Origin of the sequence: Bradyrhizobium sp. 147, assembly GCF_023073935.1 — a bacterium.
In the GTDB taxonomy this organism is placed as follows: domain Bacteria; phylum Pseudomonadota; class Alphaproteobacteria; order Rhizobiales; family Xanthobacteraceae; genus Bradyrhizobium.
Genome location: NZ_JADPKL010000024.1, coordinates 36447 through 52174, shown reverse-complemented (window position 1 = coordinate 52174; position 15728 = coordinate 36447). Strand labels below are relative to the sequence as shown.

The 15728-nt window shown below is 64.6% G+C and carries 15 protein-coding genes; 9 read left to right on the top strand and 6 right to left on the bottom strand.

Going from position 1 to position 15728, the window contains the following annotated elements; genetic code table 11:
- Positions 1–296 precede the first annotated feature (296 nt).
- From IVA87_RS05795 to IVA87_RS05775, 5 genes are all read left to right on the top strand, one after another.
- Positions 297–512 carry a dodecin family protein gene (locus IVA87_RS05795; protein ID WP_027529685.1) on the top strand — a complete coding sequence of 72 codons (216 nt, stop codon included), beginning with the start codon at positions 297–299 and terminating at the stop codon, positions 510–512.
- A 168-nt stretch (positions 513–680) separates the two neighbouring features.
- On the top strand, positions 681–992 hold the full coding sequence (locus IVA87_RS05790; RefSeq protein ID WP_247332993.1) for a hypothetical protein: 312 nt from the start codon (positions 681–683) through the stop codon (positions 990–992).
- Positions 993–1142: 150 nt separating this feature from the next.
- The gene (locus tag IVA87_RS05785) at positions 1143–1322 is read left to right on the top strand and encodes a hypothetical protein (RefSeq protein ID WP_247300905.1); all 180 of its coding nucleotides are present in this window, start codon (positions 1143–1145) and stop codon (positions 1320–1322) included.
- Positions 1323–1361: 39 nt separating this feature from the next.
- Positions 1362–1691: a GcrA family cell cycle regulator gene (locus IVA87_RS05780; protein ID WP_247300906.1), complete on the top strand. Its 330-nt coding sequence runs from the start codon at positions 1362–1364 to the stop codon at positions 1689–1691.
- 521 nt (positions 1692–2212) lie between these two features.
- The gene (locus tag IVA87_RS05775; RefSeq protein WP_247300907.1) at positions 2213–2590 is read left to right on the top strand and encodes a PRC-barrel domain-containing protein; all 378 of its coding nucleotides are present in this window, start codon (positions 2213–2215) and stop codon (positions 2588–2590) included.
- Between the two features lie 294 nt (positions 2591–2884).
- On the opposite strand, the gene IVA87_RS05770 is transcribed toward IVA87_RS05775, so the two are convergent.
- From IVA87_RS05770 to IVA87_RS05745, 6 genes are all read right to left on the bottom strand, one after another.
- Positions 2885–4507 (bottom strand): alpha-amylase family protein, encoded by a 1623-nt coding sequence (locus IVA87_RS05770; RefSeq protein ID WP_247300908.1) that lies wholly within the window; start codon positions 4505–4507, stop codon positions 2885–2887.
- Between the two features lie 210 nt (positions 4508–4717).
- Positions 4718–5488 carry a sulfite exporter TauE/SafE family protein gene (locus tag IVA87_RS05765; RefSeq protein ID WP_247300909.1) on the bottom strand — a complete coding sequence of 257 codons (771 nt, stop codon included), beginning with the start codon at positions 5486–5488 and terminating at the stop codon, positions 4718–4720.
- Positions 5485–6738: a CCA tRNA nucleotidyltransferase gene (locus IVA87_RS05760; RefSeq protein ID WP_247300910.1), complete on the bottom strand. Its 1254-nt coding sequence runs from the start codon at positions 6736–6738 to the stop codon at positions 5485–5487. Before IVA87_RS05760 ends, IVA87_RS05765 begins: the two co-directional genes overlap by 4 nt.
- A 10-nt stretch (positions 6739–6748) precedes the next feature.
- Positions 6749–7012 carry a DUF6111 family protein gene (locus tag IVA87_RS05755; protein WP_247300911.1) on the bottom strand — a complete coding sequence of 88 codons (264 nt, stop codon included), beginning with the start codon at positions 7010–7012 and terminating at the stop codon, positions 6749–6751.
- Positions 7009–7680, bottom strand: a complete 672-nt coding sequence (locus IVA87_RS05750; protein WP_247300912.1) for a CoA pyrophosphatase — start codon at positions 7678–7680, stop codon at positions 7009–7011. Before IVA87_RS05750 ends, IVA87_RS05755 begins: the two co-directional genes overlap by 4 nt.
- On the bottom strand, positions 7677–8288 hold the full coding sequence (locus tag IVA87_RS05745) for a DUF1285 domain-containing protein (protein WP_247332991.1): 612 nt from the start codon (positions 8286–8288) through the stop codon (positions 7677–7679). Before IVA87_RS05745 ends, IVA87_RS05750 begins: the two co-directional genes overlap by 4 nt.
- A 275-nt stretch (positions 8289–8563) precedes the next feature.
- Here IVA87_RS05745 and IVA87_RS05740 point away from each other — a divergent pair, with 275 nt between their 5' ends.
- Genes IVA87_RS05740 through IVA87_RS05725 form a run of 4 tightly spaced genes read left to right on the top strand, consistent with a single transcriptional unit; the run spans position 8564 to position 15387 of the window.
- The gene (locus IVA87_RS05740) at positions 8564–9562 is read left to right on the top strand and encodes a MoxR family ATPase (protein ID WP_247300914.1); all 999 of its coding nucleotides are present in this window, start codon (positions 8564–8566) and stop codon (positions 9560–9562) included.
- On the top strand, positions 9562–10506 hold the full coding sequence (locus tag IVA87_RS05735) for a DUF58 domain-containing protein (RefSeq protein ID WP_247300915.1): 945 nt from the start codon (positions 9562–9564) through the stop codon (positions 10504–10506). Before IVA87_RS05740 ends, IVA87_RS05735 begins: the two co-directional genes overlap by 1 nt.
- Positions 10503–13316: a DUF4159 domain-containing protein gene (locus tag IVA87_RS05730; protein WP_247332989.1), complete on the top strand. Its 2814-nt coding sequence runs from the start codon at positions 10503–10505 to the stop codon at positions 13314–13316. Before IVA87_RS05735 ends, IVA87_RS05730 begins: the two co-directional genes overlap by 4 nt.
- A 7-nt stretch (positions 13317–13323) precedes the next feature.
- Complete coding sequence (locus IVA87_RS05725; RefSeq protein WP_247300917.1) at positions 13324–15387, top strand: hypothetical protein; 2064 nt, start codon at positions 13324–13326, stop codon at positions 15385–15387.
- Positions 15388–15728: the final 341 nt, after the last annotated feature.

Sequence of the window (15728 nt, the reverse complement as noted above, 5' to 3'; positions counted from 1 at the left end):
CGCCTCCGCCTGGCCCAGCAAATGCATCGCCCTGGATTCGCAACAAGGATGCCCGTGCCGCTCGCGTCAAATCTCCGACATCTGTAGGGATCAAACGGAAAGCGACAGCCAACAGGACCTTTTTCCGCCTACCCACTATGAGCGGACATGATCGCTGGTCCGCCAGGTTGGCTCGGACCAAGGGCCGCCCTCGCCAAATCCAATTTGTCCATTCCCGGATTCGGGAGCATGCCCGAGACGTATCAGCATCGATGTTCTGGTGTTAGATTTCCTGCCCTACCGAATAGGAGGACGACATGCCCGATAGCGTCTACAAGGTCATTGAACTCGTGGGTACCAGCACCGACTCCTGGGAGAAGGCGGCCGCCAATGCGGTCGAGCAAGCTGCAAAATCTCTCCGAGATCTTCGCATTGCAGAAGTCGTCAAGCTCGATATGCAACTGGATGACAAAGGAAAAGTCGAGGCCTATCGCGCCAAGCTCAACGTATCATTCAAGTTCGAGGGCTCCTGAGCCTCAGCACCTCGCCCCCCACTCGCGGGGCGAGGATGGCTCATTGAAAAAGGCGCGTCTCCCAGTCCGCCCAGCCGGAGCCTGTGGCCCATCGCGGAAGTTGGCCCTAGTCCGACCGAGGCCGATATGCTTTGATGCGAGGGGGCGTGTAGCGCGCGTGGTGGCCCGATGTACATGGTCATTCGCAAGTACACGAAGGTTCGCTCGGTCGCGGACGCCGCTCGTCGTGCCAAGAGCGGCGTAGGTGAGATCCTCAGGCAATCGCACGGATTCAGATCTTACCATGTGCTGGATGCTGGCGACGGTGTTGGTATCGCCGTAATGATATTTGACGACCGCGAGAGCGCCAACGCAGCGAACGCCAAGATACTGGCGTTTGTTCAGGCGAGTCTGCATGACCTCGATCTTGGGGTTCCCGAAGTCACCACCGGCGAGGTCTTGGTGAACATCGAGTCTAATGGGCCTTCAGGCATAAAGTAGCGGCAAACATGACCAGTTCCGTGGCAGGTGCCGCCCCTGCTCTCGCCATCGACCTGGTGTCACCCTCGGGCAACGATCGCGCCCTGAACATGCGCGTGCCGCCCGTCAGCAATATTCGACTGCGCGTGCTTTTCGAGGAGCAGCAACGACATGAAGCAACACACCTCCGAAGCATTTTCCACGATAGCGATCGGCTGGACACCGCTGATGCTTATGGGCATCGCGATGCCGCCCCGGGATCCCGACGATGAGGATGAGGAGGACGAAGACGACGATGAGGAAGATGACGCTGACGAACCGGCAGTCGTGCGCGAGCCGGACGATGACTAGACTAGCCTGCATCTGGCAGTCGGCGCTATAGTATCTCCCATGGGCTGGGATGCGAAAGACATAGCGCTGCTCAAAAGGCTCTGGTCCGCAGGACAGAGCGCGGCGCAGATTGCGCGCCGTCTCGGGTGCAGCCGTAACGCGGTCTGCGGCATGCTGACCCGTCTCAGCCTGAAGCGCGGCCGCAAGCCGCCCACGGCACGGCCCAAGATAAGGCCGCCCCCGAAGCTGAGGCCGGCATCGTCGGCAGCCTGCGCCCGTCCAGTCGCACAGAAGGTGTCGTCGAGTACAGCAAAGAGGCCGCAGCCCAAGGAACTCAGCAAGCAGCAGCTTTACGCCATTCTGGCTGAGGCGGTCAGAAACACCGGCTAAGAACTCACATGAAGGTCGTTGCGCTCCCGTCAGTGCCTGGCGCAGTTCGACGGGTTCGGCTGTCGTGTACCTTCCCAAGGCTCATGTGCTTCGGGTCAGAAATCTCGGTTTGAGATCACAACAGTAAGGTCGTATCTGGCTCCGGTAGTAGGCCTGCGCTGAGCTATCGACCTATTCAGCTGTGGACGCAGAAGCGGTCACGGCACAGCGGGGTATTCGGACAAGCCCGCTTTCCGAAGCCCCTCTCGCCAACGCACAGTCTACCGGCACGATTGTTTCAGGCCTGGTACGAACCAGGATCGTGCTTGGCGTTTCTCGGCTCACGGCGGAGAAGGGCCGGAAAACGGCATACGCATCGCACGCGCCGCCTGCCTCCTCGGAGCGGCCACGGCTAGGTTTTTACAGTCGATGTGAGCCATGGTTCGGTTGGTGATTGAGCTGCGACACGATGTTCTAAGGTAGGAACGCCCCCGTGGCGGCCGAGTTAAGACGGCAAAAGCACCTATCAAGGAGGCAAAGTCATGGCCCGCGCAACAGCTCATCCGGATCATCACTGCATCTCAAGCGAGGACATTGAAGGAACCAAGGTCTATGGAGCAGATGGGACGAATATCGGTGAGATTGATCACCTCATCATCGACAAGGTGTCAGGCCGAGTGGCTTATGCTGTCATGAGCTTCGGCGGATTTGTTGGCTTGGGTCACAGCCACTACCCCATTCCCTGGGGTGCTCTGACCTATGACACGTCGCTTGACGGTTTTCGAACCAACATCACCGAGCAACAGCTGAGGGACGCGCCTGAGTTCAGCGATGATTCCTGGCAGGATCGAGACTGGGAAACACGAACCCACCAGTATTATGGGACACCCACCTACTGGGAAGGACGAGCTGGCCTGTAACGCCAGGCGGCGCATCAGAAACATTCCAATCGTGAGTGCCGGCTGAATTGATCGGCGGGCCCTCACGGATGACGGCGGATTTGATCCCGCCGACGCAAGCTGGTGCGAGGCGGTGCTGTCCGCAAAGGAACTCAATCGAGGCCCCTCTTGCGGTGAGGCTTATCGATGAGGTTACGAGAGATCATCCAACAAAGTTCAGGCCGCTTCCAGTGTTCATTGGCGGCCCTGCGCCCAAAGAAGGACAGCCGCAGCATCGGCGAGCGGGCGTAATCGTCGAGGATGCTGCTCACTGGCTCAGTCGAGGCGAAACCACCGATAGCCATAGCCATCAAGCTCGATAAGAGTGGCGTCGGCGGTAAGGTTGGAATCGTAAATTCGGTTACCGAATATATCGGTCAGCTTCCGTCCCTTCGGAATATCCCTGATCTCCGTGCTGCAGCTCGTCTGTGATAAATTGTGCAGCACCAGCACGAATTTGCCTTGCCAAACGAAATGCTGGATCAAGACAGCGGGACAGTTGCTTTCGGGTACGGTGCATTCACCCCAGCCGATCTCCGGGCACGACTGGCGCATTTCGACCAGACGCCGCAACCAATTGAACAGCGAGTCCGGGTCGCGTTGCTGGGCAATCGCATTCACGTTGGCTGGTGCGTATTGGCCCCCGCGGATCACATGATGAAGCAAACGATCTCCCGGCCGCGTCGAGAATCCGGCGTTTTCGTCGTCTGTCCATTGCATGCACGTACGGACAGGCCATCGCTCAGGAAGCGTCAGATCGTCGCCCATTCCCAGTTCGTCGCCGTAGTAAATGACCGGTGTACCAGGAAGACTGAACAGCAGGCTGAATGCCAGCTCGATGCGGCGGCGATCGTTTCCGAACATGCAGGCGAGCCGCCGCCGAATTCCCCGTCCGTAAAGCTGCATTTTGCGGGTTGGAGCGAATGCAGCATAAACTTCGTCGCGCTCTTCAGAAGTTAAACGGCCGAGGTCCAGCTCATCATGATTGCGTAGAAATTGAGCCCAGTGTGCGAATTGCGGCAATCGGGGCAGCTGGCTCATGCAGCGCCGCAGCGGTTCGGCACTTTCCCGTGCAAGTGCAAGGAACAAGTGCTGGTTCAACAGGAACGCAAATAGCATGTGGATCCGCGATCCATCGCCAAAATAATGCTGAAGCTCCGTGGGAGCTACATTTGCTTCCGCCAGCAACACCGCATCACCTTTGCGCCAGGACAGGAAATTGCGGAGCTCGGCGAAAAACTCATACCGACGCTTCGCCGGACGATCTGGACGTATTTCCTCCACGACGAACGGTGCAGCGTCTATTCGGAATCCCGAAACACCGAGTTCAAGCCAGAAGCCGAAGATCCTGAAGATTTCTTCGCGGACGGCAGCGCAGGCTATGTTGAGGTCAGGTTGATGTTGGTAAAACCGGTGATAATACCACGAGCGCGCGCAGAGGTCGTAAGTCCAGACGCTGAGTTGAAACCCGGGAAATACGACGCCTTCTGTGCTATTTTCGGGTTCGCTGGTTGACCAGACGTAATATTCCCGAAACGGCGACGACGGGTCGGCGCGAGCCTGCTGAAACCATGGGTGTCTGTCCGAAGTGTGATTGATGGGAAGATCGACTATCAGCCGCAATCCGCGCAGTCGGGCCTGATGACTGAATTCGACGAAATCGCCCAACGTTCCGAGTGCCGGCGCGATGTTGTAGTAATCCGTGACATCGTAGCCGTGGTCTAGTCCGGGACTGGGATAAAATGGAAGCAACCACAGGCAATTTGCGCCGAGCTGAGCGATATGATCGAGCTGCTCGGTTAGTCCCTTGAAATCGCCGATCCCGTCTCCGTTGCCGTCCTTGTAGGTGGCTACGTTGAGGCTGTAGATCACGGCGTTTTTGTACCAGAGGTCGAGCAAGCGCCGACTTCCTTTGCTGGTGAGCGAGCGAACGGCTTGCAGGTAACCACCAGTGTGGACAGTCGTTCCGGGAATTAGTGGCAATGGGACGCAATGGATGGCCGAGCGGGGCGACTTTCGCTTTGGGCTCGGGAGCCGACTTTTGTGAGTACACGCCCGGAGGAAGTTCGATCCCCGGTCCATCCACCAATGCCCGGTGAGCGGCGTCGTCTAGGCGGCGAGTTGCCTCGCCGCCGCCGAGATCATCACCAGCCCGCCCGTGATCACCGCAACGTCGAGGATCGCGGTGTGGATGTGCATCGGCATCCGCTCGACGAAGGCTTTTGCGAGGAACGCACCGGGAATCGCAATCGCACCGATCAGCAGCGCAAAAGCGAGCACCTGCGCGGTCACCGCGCCGGCAAGGCCGAACACCGAGATCTTGATCAGGCCGGTGCCGAGCGAGATCATCGCGTCGGTCGCGATCACCGCGGCGCCTTCGAGGCCTGCGGCCATCAGCAGCGAGAGCAGGATCACGCCGGAGCCCGAGGTGCCGCCGACCAGCACGCCGTAGCCGATCGAACCGGCCGCAAGGCCGGTATCGCCGATCCTGACCTCGCGGCGGCGGAGCACGCGGCGCAGTGGTACGCTCAGGATCAGCATGGTGCCGATCACGAGCGCCGCGCCCGCATTGGTCAGACGCGTGTAACCGTAGGCGCCGAGCGCGGTCGTCAGCGCCGCGCAGGCGAGCACGATCAGAGTGCGGCGGCGGTCGGCATAGCGCAGGTAAGCTACCGCGCGGCTGAGATTGGTGAAGATCGCGGAGATCGCGATGATCGGCACCACTGGCTCGGCGCCGACCAGCGGCACCAGCACCAGCGGCATCAAAGCGCCGGTACCGTAGCCGGCAAGACCACCGATGATCGAAGCCAACAACGCCATCGTTGCTACCAGCAGGAGCTGATAAGTCGAGATGTCGGCGAAGCCTGAAACGATGCTCACGTTCTCTCGTCGCGGCGGACGCGGGCGGCAGCTTGATCGGCGATGGCAGCAAGCGCGGCTTGCTCTAGTGGAAAATCCGCCGCAAGCCAAGCGTCCTCGGCGAGCGTCAAGACATGTCCGAGCGCAGGTCCTTCCGCCATGCCGCGCGCGATGAAATCGGCCGCCTTCAATGGAAATTTCGGCGCAGTCCAGCGCTGCGGCAGCTCGGCGAGCGCACGCCAGCGCGACGACGCGACGTCGCCGGCCCGGGCCCAGGCCAGCAACACGCGATCGTGATAGCGCTCTGCGCCGAGCCGGTAGAGCAGCCGCCGCGCCTTCGGCTCGTCCTTGGCAGCCAAGCGCCACCAGCGGTGCCCCATCGAATCCAGCGCCTTGGTCTCGGTATTGGAGAGCCGCAGGCGCGCGGCGACCCGCTTGGCATCTTCGGTGACGGCGACCGTCAGCGCGGCCAGGCGCCGCGTGCTGCTTGCGGTGAGACCGAGCTCGCGCTCGATTGCGATCATCGCCGACAGCGGCCCCGTATAGACCACGCCTCCGGTCAGCGCCTGCAGCAATCCACCCTCCGCCATGGCCAGCACGGCCGCGGATGCACCGCCGGCGACCAGCAGCTTCAGCATCTCCATGCGCACCCGCTCGGCCGAGAGGTTCGCAAGGCCCGCGCGTCCCCGGATACAGGCGAGATAGCCGTCGCGGTCTGGCTCGCCGGCGCCAAAGGCCGCGTGGATGCGGAAGAAACGCAGGATGCGCAAATAATCCTCGGCGATGCGCTGGCCGGGATCGCCGATGAAGCGCACGCGGCGCGCTCTGGCATCCGCGATCCCGCCGACATAGTCGTGCACGATCCCGCTCGCATCGACGGACAGGCCGTTCATGGTGAAGTCGCGCCGCTCGGCATCCTTCACCCAGTCGCGGCCGAACGCGACCTTGGCCTTGCGGCCGAACGTTTCGGTGTCCTCGCGCAGCGTCGTCACTTCATAGGGATGCCCGTCGATGACGAGCGTGACGGTGCCGTGGTCGATCCCGGTCGGCACGCTCTTGATGCCGGCGGCCTTGGCACGCCGCATCACTTCGTCCGGCAACGCGGTGGTCGCGATGTCGATGTCACCGGGTGAGAGACCGAGCAGCGCGTTGCGCACCGCGCCGCCGACCACCCGCGCCTCCTCGCCATTCGCGCCGAGCAATTGCAGGACGCGCGCGGTCCCGCCTGCGGTCAGCCAGGGCGCATTGGCGAGTAACGGCTCCGCGCTCATCGTCCAGCCCTTATTTTTCCGTGCCCGGCACGAATTTGCCGTTCTCGATATGCGCGGGAACGTAGGTCGAGTCCGGTCCGGCGCCGGAGAAATGTGCAAGGCCGACCAGCCCCGCGATCACCAGCGCGATCGCCACCAGGGCAAGGCGCGCGACGATGGTGACCGGCCAGGACGATCGCGCGAACAGGCCGGATCGGCTGGCGGCCAGGAACAGCGCATAGACGGCAAAGGGAATAAGGAAGATTCCGATCTCGGTCAGAACCGTCCGGATCATGACGAATAGATCCGCTCATACAGCACACGCAGCATTCCCGCCGTCGCACCCCAGATGTAGCGTTCCGCGAACGGCATCGCGTAATAGGAACGCTCCATGCCGCGGAATTCCTTGCTGTGCACCTGATGGTTCACCGGGTTCATCAGGAAGGATAGCGGCACTTCGAATGCGTCATCAACCTCTGAATGGTTGATCGTGAGCTCGAAGCCCGGCCGCACCCTGGCCACTGTCGGCAGGATGCGGAAGCCGAACGCGGTCCCGTAGAGGTCGAGATAGCCGATCGGCTCGACGAAGTCGCGCGACAGCCCAATCTCCTCCTCGGCCTCGCGCAGCGCCGCATCGAGCGGCGAGGAGTCGGTCGCGTCGATCTTGCCGCCAGGAAAAGCGATCTGGCCGGCATGGTCGTTCAGATGCGCCGAGCGCTGCGTCAGCAGGATGGTCGGCTCGGGATGGTCGACTACTGCGATCAGGACCGCCGCCGGCCGTACCGGCTGCTCGCGCGCGATGATCTCGAGCATCCTGTCGGTGCCGGGATCGCCCGAGGCGGGAATGATGTTCGGATCATAGAGACCAGGCGGGACGTCGAAATCAAGCTTGGCCCTGGAGCGGGCGAAGAAATCCGCCGCACTGAGCGCGACCGGATCGTTCTTCAGGATAGGTTTGTTCAAAGCGCGGCCCTCACCTGCTCAGCGTCGGCCATGGCGAAGAATTCGCCGGCCGACTCGACGCCGAACATCGGCTGGCCATCGACCATCCGCTCCTCGCCCATGTCAACCAGATCGTAATAGAGCGCGCGGGTGACCTTGGCCCAGAGATCGGCGCGGACATGCAAGTATGGCGTCAGCCCGCCGTCCGCGGCCTGCTCGAAACGCAGGCGGTGCGCGGCATCGCAGGTCACCCAGTCGTCGACATTGGTGCGGAAGCGCAGCACGCGATGGCCACCCTCGCGCTCCTTCAGCATCTCGACCGCCATGAACGGCGCGTCGTCGACGCGAATGCCGACCTTCTCCACCGGCGTGACCAGAAAATGCTTGTCGCCCTCGCGCTTCAGAATCGTCGAGAACAGGCGGACCAGCGCGTGACGCCCGATTGGCGTCCCCATGTAGAACCAAGTACCATCGGAGCCGATTCGGATATCGAGATCGCCGCAAAACGGCGGATTCCACAGATGCACCGGAGGCAGCCCCTTCGTGGCACCTTCGGCACTGGCAGCATTTTTGGCGGGGGCAGTCAGCCCCTCAAGGCCGCGATCGGCACTCTGCCCTTGGTTCGCCATGGTTTGCCCTGACTTTGTCCTTGGCACGATTGGTGCAGGTCTACGTTGTATTCGGGTGTGCGGTTCCACTGCGGATTAAATCCGATGTGCGAGGTCGCCACTTCGTGATGCCGTACATAACCCGAAGCCGATAAGGTGGGGATAGGTTAATTCAACGAATACATGGCCTTCCTGCAAGTCTAGCATAGGCCCATGATCCGGCGTGATGACCTGACGCGATGTGCCGACGTGACGACGCAGGCAAGCCGCGTGGCAGGCTGAAGGAGAGCGAGCGAATGGCGGAAAGTGTCGAGAAACTCGAAGACGGAATCGTCCGTTCGGCCGAGCAGGTATCTAGCCAAATTCGCGCGGCGAAGGAGGCGATCGCCTCGGTCATCTTCGGCCAGGATCGCGTGATCGAGAACACGCTGGTTACGATCCTCTCCGGCGGTCATGCGCTGCTGATCGGCGTGCCCGGTCTCGCCAAGACCAAGCTGGTCGAGACGCTCGGCGTCACGCTGGGCCTCGACGCCAAGCGCATCCAGTTCACGCCCGATTTGATGCCCTCGGACATTCTCGGCGCCGAGGTATTAGACGAGAGCACCGCGGGCAAGCGGGCCTTCCGCTTTATTGCCGGTCCGGTGTTCGCGCAGCTGCTGATGGCCGACGAGATCAACCGCGCCAGCCCGCGCACGCAGTCGGCGCTGCTGCAGGCGATGCAGGAGCAGCACATCACGGTTGCGGGTGCGCGCCATGACCTGCCGAAGCCGTTCCACGTGCTCGCCACGCAAAACCCGCTGGAGCAGGAAGGCACCTATCCGCTGCCCGAGGCGCAGCTCGACCGCTTCCTGATGGAGATCGACGTCGACTATCCCGATCGGGATGCCGAGCGCCGCATCCTGTTCGAGACCACCGGCGCCGAGGAGACGCTGGCCAGGGGCTCGATGAGCGCCGATGCGCTGATCGTCGCGCAGCGGCTGATCCGGCGCCTGCCGGTCGGCGATTCCGTCGTGGAGGCGATCCTGTCGCTGGTGCGTTCGGCCCGTCCGGGCGCGGAGAGCGGCGAGGCCGGCAAGTTCATCGCCTGGGGCCCCGGCCCGCGCGCCAGCCAATCGCTGATGCTGGCCGTGCGCGCGCGTGCGCTGATCGACGGCCGTCTCGCGCCTTCGATCGACGACGTGCTCGACCTCGCCGAGCCCGTGCTGAAGCACCGCATGGCGCTGACCTTCCAGGCGCGCGCCGAAGGCCGCACGATTCCGGACGTGATCCGGCAATTGAAGACACGGATTGGTTGATGGCGGCAGAGAACGGGCACACAGCGAAGGAGATCATCGCGATCCGACGTGCCGATGGCGAAAGCCGCACGCTCGCCGCTTCGCTGCCGCGCCTGGTGCTGGAGGCCCGCCGTATCGCCGCCAACGTCATCCACGGCCTGCACGGCCGCCGGCGTGCCGGCTCCGGCGAAAGCTTCTGGCAATACCGCCGCTTCGTCTCGGGCGAGCCGTCGCAGAACGTCGACTGGCGCCGCTCGGCGCGTGATGACCATCTTTACGTCCGCGAGCAGGAATGGGAGGCCGCACACACGGTTTGGATCTGGCCCGACCGCTCGCCCTCGATGGCCTTCGCGTCGAAAATCGCGCGCGAGTCCAAGCTCGAGCGCACGCTGATCGTCGCCTTCGCCCTGGCCGAGCTGCTCGTCTCCGGCGGCGAACGCGTCGGTGTTCCCGGACTGATGGCGCCGACGGCGAGCCGCAGCGTGATCGACAAGATGGCGCAAGCGATGCTGCATGACGACGCCGAACGCCTCAGCCTGCCGCCGTCCTTCGTGCCGTCGGCGCTCGCCGAGACGATCGTGCTGTCGGATTTCTGGTCGCCGATCTCCGAGATCAGGACGACGCTCACAGGGTTGTCCGGCTCCGGCGCGCATGGCACCCTAGTGCAGATCGTCGATCCCGCCGAAGAGTCGTTTCCGTACTCCGGCCGCGTCGAGTTCGTCGAGCCGGAGGGCTTCGGCGTGATCACCGCCGGCCGCGCCGAGAGCTGGGCACAGGATTACACCGCGCGGCTCGCGCTGCACCGCGACCAGATCCGCGCCGAGACCAACAAGCTCGACTGGCTGTTCACGACGCACGCGACCGAGCGCTCGGCCGCCGAGCTGCTGTTGTTCCTGCATGCCGGCATGCAGGTGAGCAAGTCGGGCGCCCGCACCACGGCGATCAAGGCGGGGCCGGCCGCATGATGGGATTGCCGCTCGCCTTCACCGAACCGCTGCTCCTGATCGGCCTCGTCAGCCTGCCCGTGCTGTGGTGGCTGCTGCGGGTGATGCCGCCGCGGCCCCGGCGGATCGAGTTTCCGCCGACGCGGCTGTTGTTCGACATCGCGCCGCGCGAAGAGACGCCCTCGCGGACGCCATGGTGGCTGACCGCGTTGCGGCTTCTAGCTGCGGCGCTCGTCATTTTCGCCGCCGCCGGCCCGATCTGGAATCCGCAAACAGGCGCCGCCGGCAGCAAGGCGCCGCTGATGATCATGTTCGACGATGGCTGGAGCGCGGCGTCGCACTGGGACATCAGGATCAGGGCCGCCGATGAGCTGATCGCCAACGCCGACAACGATCGCCGCGCCATCGCGCTGGTGCCGCTGTCGGAGCCGAACCGCGACATCACCCTGATGCCGGCGGGTGCGGCGCGCGTCGCGCTGCGCCAGCTCGCCCCGAAGCCTTATTCGATCGATCGCGTCGAGACCCTGGCCGCAATCGACCGTTTCCTGAAAACGACCGGCGACTGCGAGATCGCGTGGTTGTCTGACGGCGTCGACACCGGCCGCGGCGAAGAATTCGTGGCTGGCCTCGGCAAGACTGTCGGCGATCGCAGCCTGACCGTGTTCGAAGGCGGCACCTCTGCGCCGCTGGCGCTGGTCGCGGCCGAGAACGCCGCTGCCAGGATGACGGTGAAGGTGCTGCGCACCGACAGCGGCATCGCCGTCGGCACGGTGCGCGCGCTGGACCAGAAGGCCTCGCCGATCGGAGAAGCCCGTTATTCGTTCGGCCCGCAGGACAAGGAAACCGACGCAGCGTTCGATCTGCCGGTCGAGCTGCGCAACGACATCACGCGGCTCGAAATATCCGGCGAGCGCTCCGCCGGCGCGGTGCAGCTGCTCGACAAGCGCTGGCGCCGCCGCGCCATCGGCATCGTCTCGGGCTCAACCAGCGAAACCGCGCAGCCGCTGCTGGCGCCGACCTTCTACCTCACCCGCGCGCTGGCGCCGTTCGCAGACGTGCGGCTCGCCGACAAGGGCTCGCCGCAGCAGGGCATCACCCAATTCCTCGACCAGAAGCTGCCGATGATCATCCTCGCCGATGTCGGCACCATCGCGCCCGAGCTGCGGGAGCGCCTCAACGCCTGGATCGACCAGGGCGGCGTGCTGGTGCGGTTCGCGGGACCCCGCCTGGCGCAGGCCGAAGACGATCTCGTGCCGGTCAAGCTGCGCAAGGGTGGCCGCACGCTCGGCGGCAGCCTGACCTGGGAGAAGCCGCAGCATCTCGCCTCCTTCGCCGCCGACGGGCCGTTTGCCGGCGTCGTGGTCCCCAAGGACGTCACCGTGAGCCGCCAGGTGCTGGCCGAGCCCGACGCGGTGCTCGCCACCAAGAGCTGGGCTTCGCTGGAGGATGGCACGCCGCTGGTGACCGGCGAGCATCGCGGCAAGGGCCTCGTCAGCCTGTTCCACGTCAGCGCCGACATGCGCTGGTCGGATCTGCCAATGTCAGGCACTTTCGTCGAAATGCTGCGGCGTGTCGTCGACATGTCCGGCTACACCACCAAGCCCGGCGCCGGGGTCGCAGCCGAGACCACCGCCGAGACGGTGGCGCCGCTGCACATCCTCGACGGCTTCGGCGCCTTCGGCCCGCCGCCGGCCACCGCAAAACCGCTGCCCGCGGATTATCGCGACCGCGCCACACCCGATCATCCGCCGGGCTTCTATGGTCCGGCCGAAGGACCGCTTGCCGTGAACACGCTTGCCGCCGCCGACCGTATCGCAGCCCTGAACACCGCGAGCCTGCGCGCCCGGCACGCCACCTACACCAACGCCGAGCCGCGCGATTTGCGCGGCTGGCTGCTGTCGACGGCGCTTGCGCTGTTTCTGATCGACGCGGTCATCGTCGCTCTGCTCGGCGGCGGCATCGCCGCGCTGCTGCGCCGCCGCGCCGCGCCAGCGATGATCGTGCTCGGTATCGTGCTTGCAGGCGTCGCGTCGCTCTCGCCGGCGCCCTCGCGCGCCGACGGCGTCACGGACGATTTCGCGATGAAGGCGGTGTCGCAGACCCGCCTCGCCTATGTCGTGACAGGCAATGCCGACGTCGATTCCATCGTCAAGGCGGGGATGAACGGGCTGACGCTGTTCCTGGCGCAGCGCACTGCGCTCGAGGCCGGCGATCCCGTCGGCGTCAATCCCGCGCGCGACGAACTCGCCTTCTTTCCGCTGATCTACTGGCCGATCGTGCCCGGTGCGCCCAAGCCGCCGCAGGATGCCATCAACAAGATCGACGCCTACATGAAGCAGGGCGGCACCGTGCTGTTCGACACCCGCGATGCGATCGAAGCACCGCCCGGCGCGAACGGTGCCGCGCAGACCCCGGCCATGCAGACGCTGCGCGAGATCCTGTCCTCGCTCGACGTGCCCGAGCTCGAGCCGGTGCCGCGCGAGCACGTGCTAACCAAGACGTTCTACCTGCTGCGCGACTTTCCCGGCCGCTTCGTCACCGGCCAGACCTGGGTCGAGACCCTGCCGCGCGACGAGGACGAGGACAGCGCGCAGCGCCCGGCGCGCGGCGGCGACGGCGTCTCGCCGATCATCATCACCTCGAACGACCTTGCCGGCGCCTGGGCGGTGCGGCCCGACGGCCAGGCCATGCTGCCGGTGACCGGCGGCGACACCCGCCAGCGCGAATTCGCCTACCGCGCCGGCGCCAACATCGTGATGTACACCCTGACCGGCAACTACAAGGCCGACCAGGTGCACGCACCGGCGCTGATCGAACGGCTGGGGCAATAGGATCGATATGAATTACGGCATCGCGTTCACGCCACTTGTTCCCGCGATCGTGCTGTGGCTCGCCCTGGCCGCGATCGTCGTCGTCGCGCTGGTGCTGCTGCTGGCGCGCGCGCGCGGGGCGGCCGTGCGCGTCGCCGCGTTGGCGCTGTTCCTGCTGGCGCTCGCCAATCCCTCCTTCACCCGGGAGGATCGCGATCCCCTCACCTCGGTCGCCGCGGTTGTCGTTGACAAGAGTCCGAGCCAGAATTTCGGCGACCGCAATCGCGAGGCCGCGCAGGCGCAGGAGGCGCTGGTCGACAGCCTGAAGAAGATCAAGGGCCTCGAAGTCCGCGTCGTCGATGCAGGACAGGCGGACGGCGAGACCGACGGCACCAAACTGTTCGGCGCCCTCGCCTCGGCCCTGTCGGACGTGCCGGTCGACCGTGTCGCCGGCGCGTTCCTGATCACCGACGGCCGCGTCCATGACATTCCGGCGAACGCAACCGCGCTCGGCTTCCAGGCGCCGGTGCACGCGCTGGTCACCGGGCAGAAGGACGAGCGCGACCGCCGCATCGCGATCACGGCGGCGCCGCGCTTCGGCATCGTTGGGCAGACCCAGACCATCAGCTACCGCCTCGACGACCAGGGCGTCACCGGCGAGCGCGCCAAGGTCACGGTCCGCAGAGACGGCGAGGTCATCAACGAGCGCACGCTATCGAGCGGCCAGGCCGCAAGCGTCGACGTTGACATCAAGCATGCCGGCCCGAACATCGTCGAGATCGAGGCTTCGCCCCTCGAACGCGAATTGACGCCGGTGAACAACCGCGCCGTCGTCGCCATCGACGGCGTGCGCGACAAGCTGCGCGTGCTCTTGGTCTCGGGCGAGCCGCATTCCGGCGAGCGCACCTGGCGCAATCTGCTCAAGTCCGACGCCAGCGTCGATCTCGTGCATTTCACCATCCTGCGTCCACCGGAGAAGCAGGACGGCACGCCGATCAACGAATTGTCGCTGATCGCGTTTCCGACCCGCGAGCTGTTCCAGCAGAAGATCAACGAATTCCAGTTGATCATCTTCGACCGCTACGCTCGCCAGGGCGTGCTGCCGATCGCCTATTTCGACAACATCGCACGTTATGTCCGCTCGGGCGGCGCGGTGCTGGTCTCGGCCGGCCCCGACTACGCCTCCAACACCAGCATCTGGCGCACGCCGCTGGATTCGGTGCTGCCGGCCGAACCGGTCGGCGTGACGGAAAAGCCGTTCTATGCGCATCTGTCCGACATCGGCAAACGCCATCCGGTCACACGCGGGCTCGAGGGCTCCGCCAGCGAGCCGCCACACTGGAGCCGATTCTTCCGCACCGTCGACACCCGCAACGCCGTCAACCCGCCGGTCATGACCGGCGTCGATGGCAAGCCGCTGTTGTTCCTGTCGCGTTTCGGCGAGGGCCGCGTCGCGCTGCTGCTGTCCGATCACATCTGGCTGTGGGCGCGCGGCTATGAGGGCGGCGGCCCGCATCTCGACCTGCTCAGGCGGATGTCGCACTGGCTGATGAAGCAGCCGGATCTCGACGAAGAAGCGCTGCGCCTTCAGGTGCAGGGCAAGGATCTCGTCGTGGTGCGCCAGACCATGTCAGACAGCGTCCAGCCGGTGAACGTGACCTCGCCCTCGGGCGTGTCGCACGACCTGACGCTCAGCCCTGGCGATCCCGGCGAGTGGCGCGCCAGCCTGCCGGCGAACGAGCTCGGCCTGTGGCAGGCCACCGACGGCACGCTGAAGGCGCTGATCAATGTCGGCCCGACCAATCCGAAGGAGTTTTCGGAAGTCACCTCCACCACCGAAACCCTGAAGCCGCTCACCCAGGCGACCGGCGGCAACGCCGTGCGCGTGGTCGACGGCACCAGCGTCGAGCTGCCGCGCATCCTGCCGGTGCGCTCTGCGAGCGTCTTCCACGGCGACAATTGGATGGGAGTGCGGATGCGCGACGCCAGCGTCGTCAAAGGCGTCGGCGTGCTGCCGATCTTCGCCGGGCTGATCGGCCTGCTGTTGCTGCTCGGCGCCTTCGCCGCGACCTGGGTCCGCGAAGGGCGGTAAACTCACGAAGCTCGTTGAAATTCGGTTGGCTGTCCATCAAACACCTCTCCCCACGGGAGATGTCGAATTGCGTAGCAATTCGGGTGAGAGGCGGCAGCTCACCGTAGGACTGTAAACCCTCACCCGGATCGCATCTCTCGATGCGATCCGACTTCTCCCCACGGGAAAGGTGCTTCGAGTTCTGGGCACGCACCATTTAACCAGACATCCACTCTAGTTGCCGGAACGACACATCGGGTCGCGGCCCTGCGTGCGCCGATCCGGCCGCCGTTGACATCCACTGTCCGATCGGGCGATGTTACATTGTAACGCCGCGATGGCAGGGGATTGGCCGCGCGGTG

Bases quoted from the DNA above. Each gene is read 5' to 3' on its own strand.
- IVA87_RS05785 (WP_247300905.1), top strand. From the start codon at position 1,143: ATGAAGCAACACACCTCCGAAGCATTTTCCACGATAGCGATCGGCTGG.
- IVA87_RS05740 (WP_247300914.1), top strand. From the start codon at position 8,564: ATGGCGGAAAGTGTCGAGAAACTCGAAGACGGAATCGTCCGTTCGGCC.
- IVA87_RS05780 (WP_247300906.1), top strand. From the start codon at position 1,362: ATGGGCTGGGATGCGAAAGACATAGCGCTGCTCAAAAGGCTCTGGTCC.
- IVA87_RS05795 (WP_027529685.1), top strand. From the start codon at position 297: ATGCCCGATAGCGTCTACAAGGTCATTGAACTCGTGGGTACCAGCACC.
- IVA87_RS05725 (WP_247300917.1), top strand. From the start codon at position 13,324: ATGAATTACGGCATCGCGTTCACGCCACTTGTTCCCGCGATCGTGCTG.
- IVA87_RS05790 (WP_247332993.1), top strand. From the start codon at position 681: ATGTACATGGTCATTCGCAAGTACACGAAGGTTCGCTCGGTCGCGGAC.
- IVA87_RS05755 (WP_247300911.1), bottom strand. From the start codon at position 7,012: ATGATCCGGACGGTTCTGACCGAGATCGGAATCTTCCTTATTCCCTTT.
- IVA87_RS05760 (WP_247300910.1), bottom strand. From the start codon at position 6,738: ATGAGCGCGGAGCCGTTACTCGCCAATGCGCCCTGGCTGACCGCAGGC.
- IVA87_RS05730 (WP_247332989.1), top strand. From the start codon at position 10,503: ATGATGGGATTGCCGCTCGCCTTCACCGAACCGCTGCTCCTGATCGGC.
- IVA87_RS05745 (WP_247332991.1), bottom strand. From the start codon at position 8,288: ATGGCGAACCAAGGGCAGAGTGCCGATCGCGGCCTTGAGGGGCTGACT.
- IVA87_RS05735 (WP_247300915.1), top strand. From the start codon at position 9,562: ATGGCGGCAGAGAACGGGCACACAGCGAAGGAGATCATCGCGATCCGA.
- IVA87_RS05775 (WP_247300907.1), top strand. From the start codon at position 2,213: ATGGCCCGCGCAACAGCTCATCCGGATCATCACTGCATCTCAAGCGAG.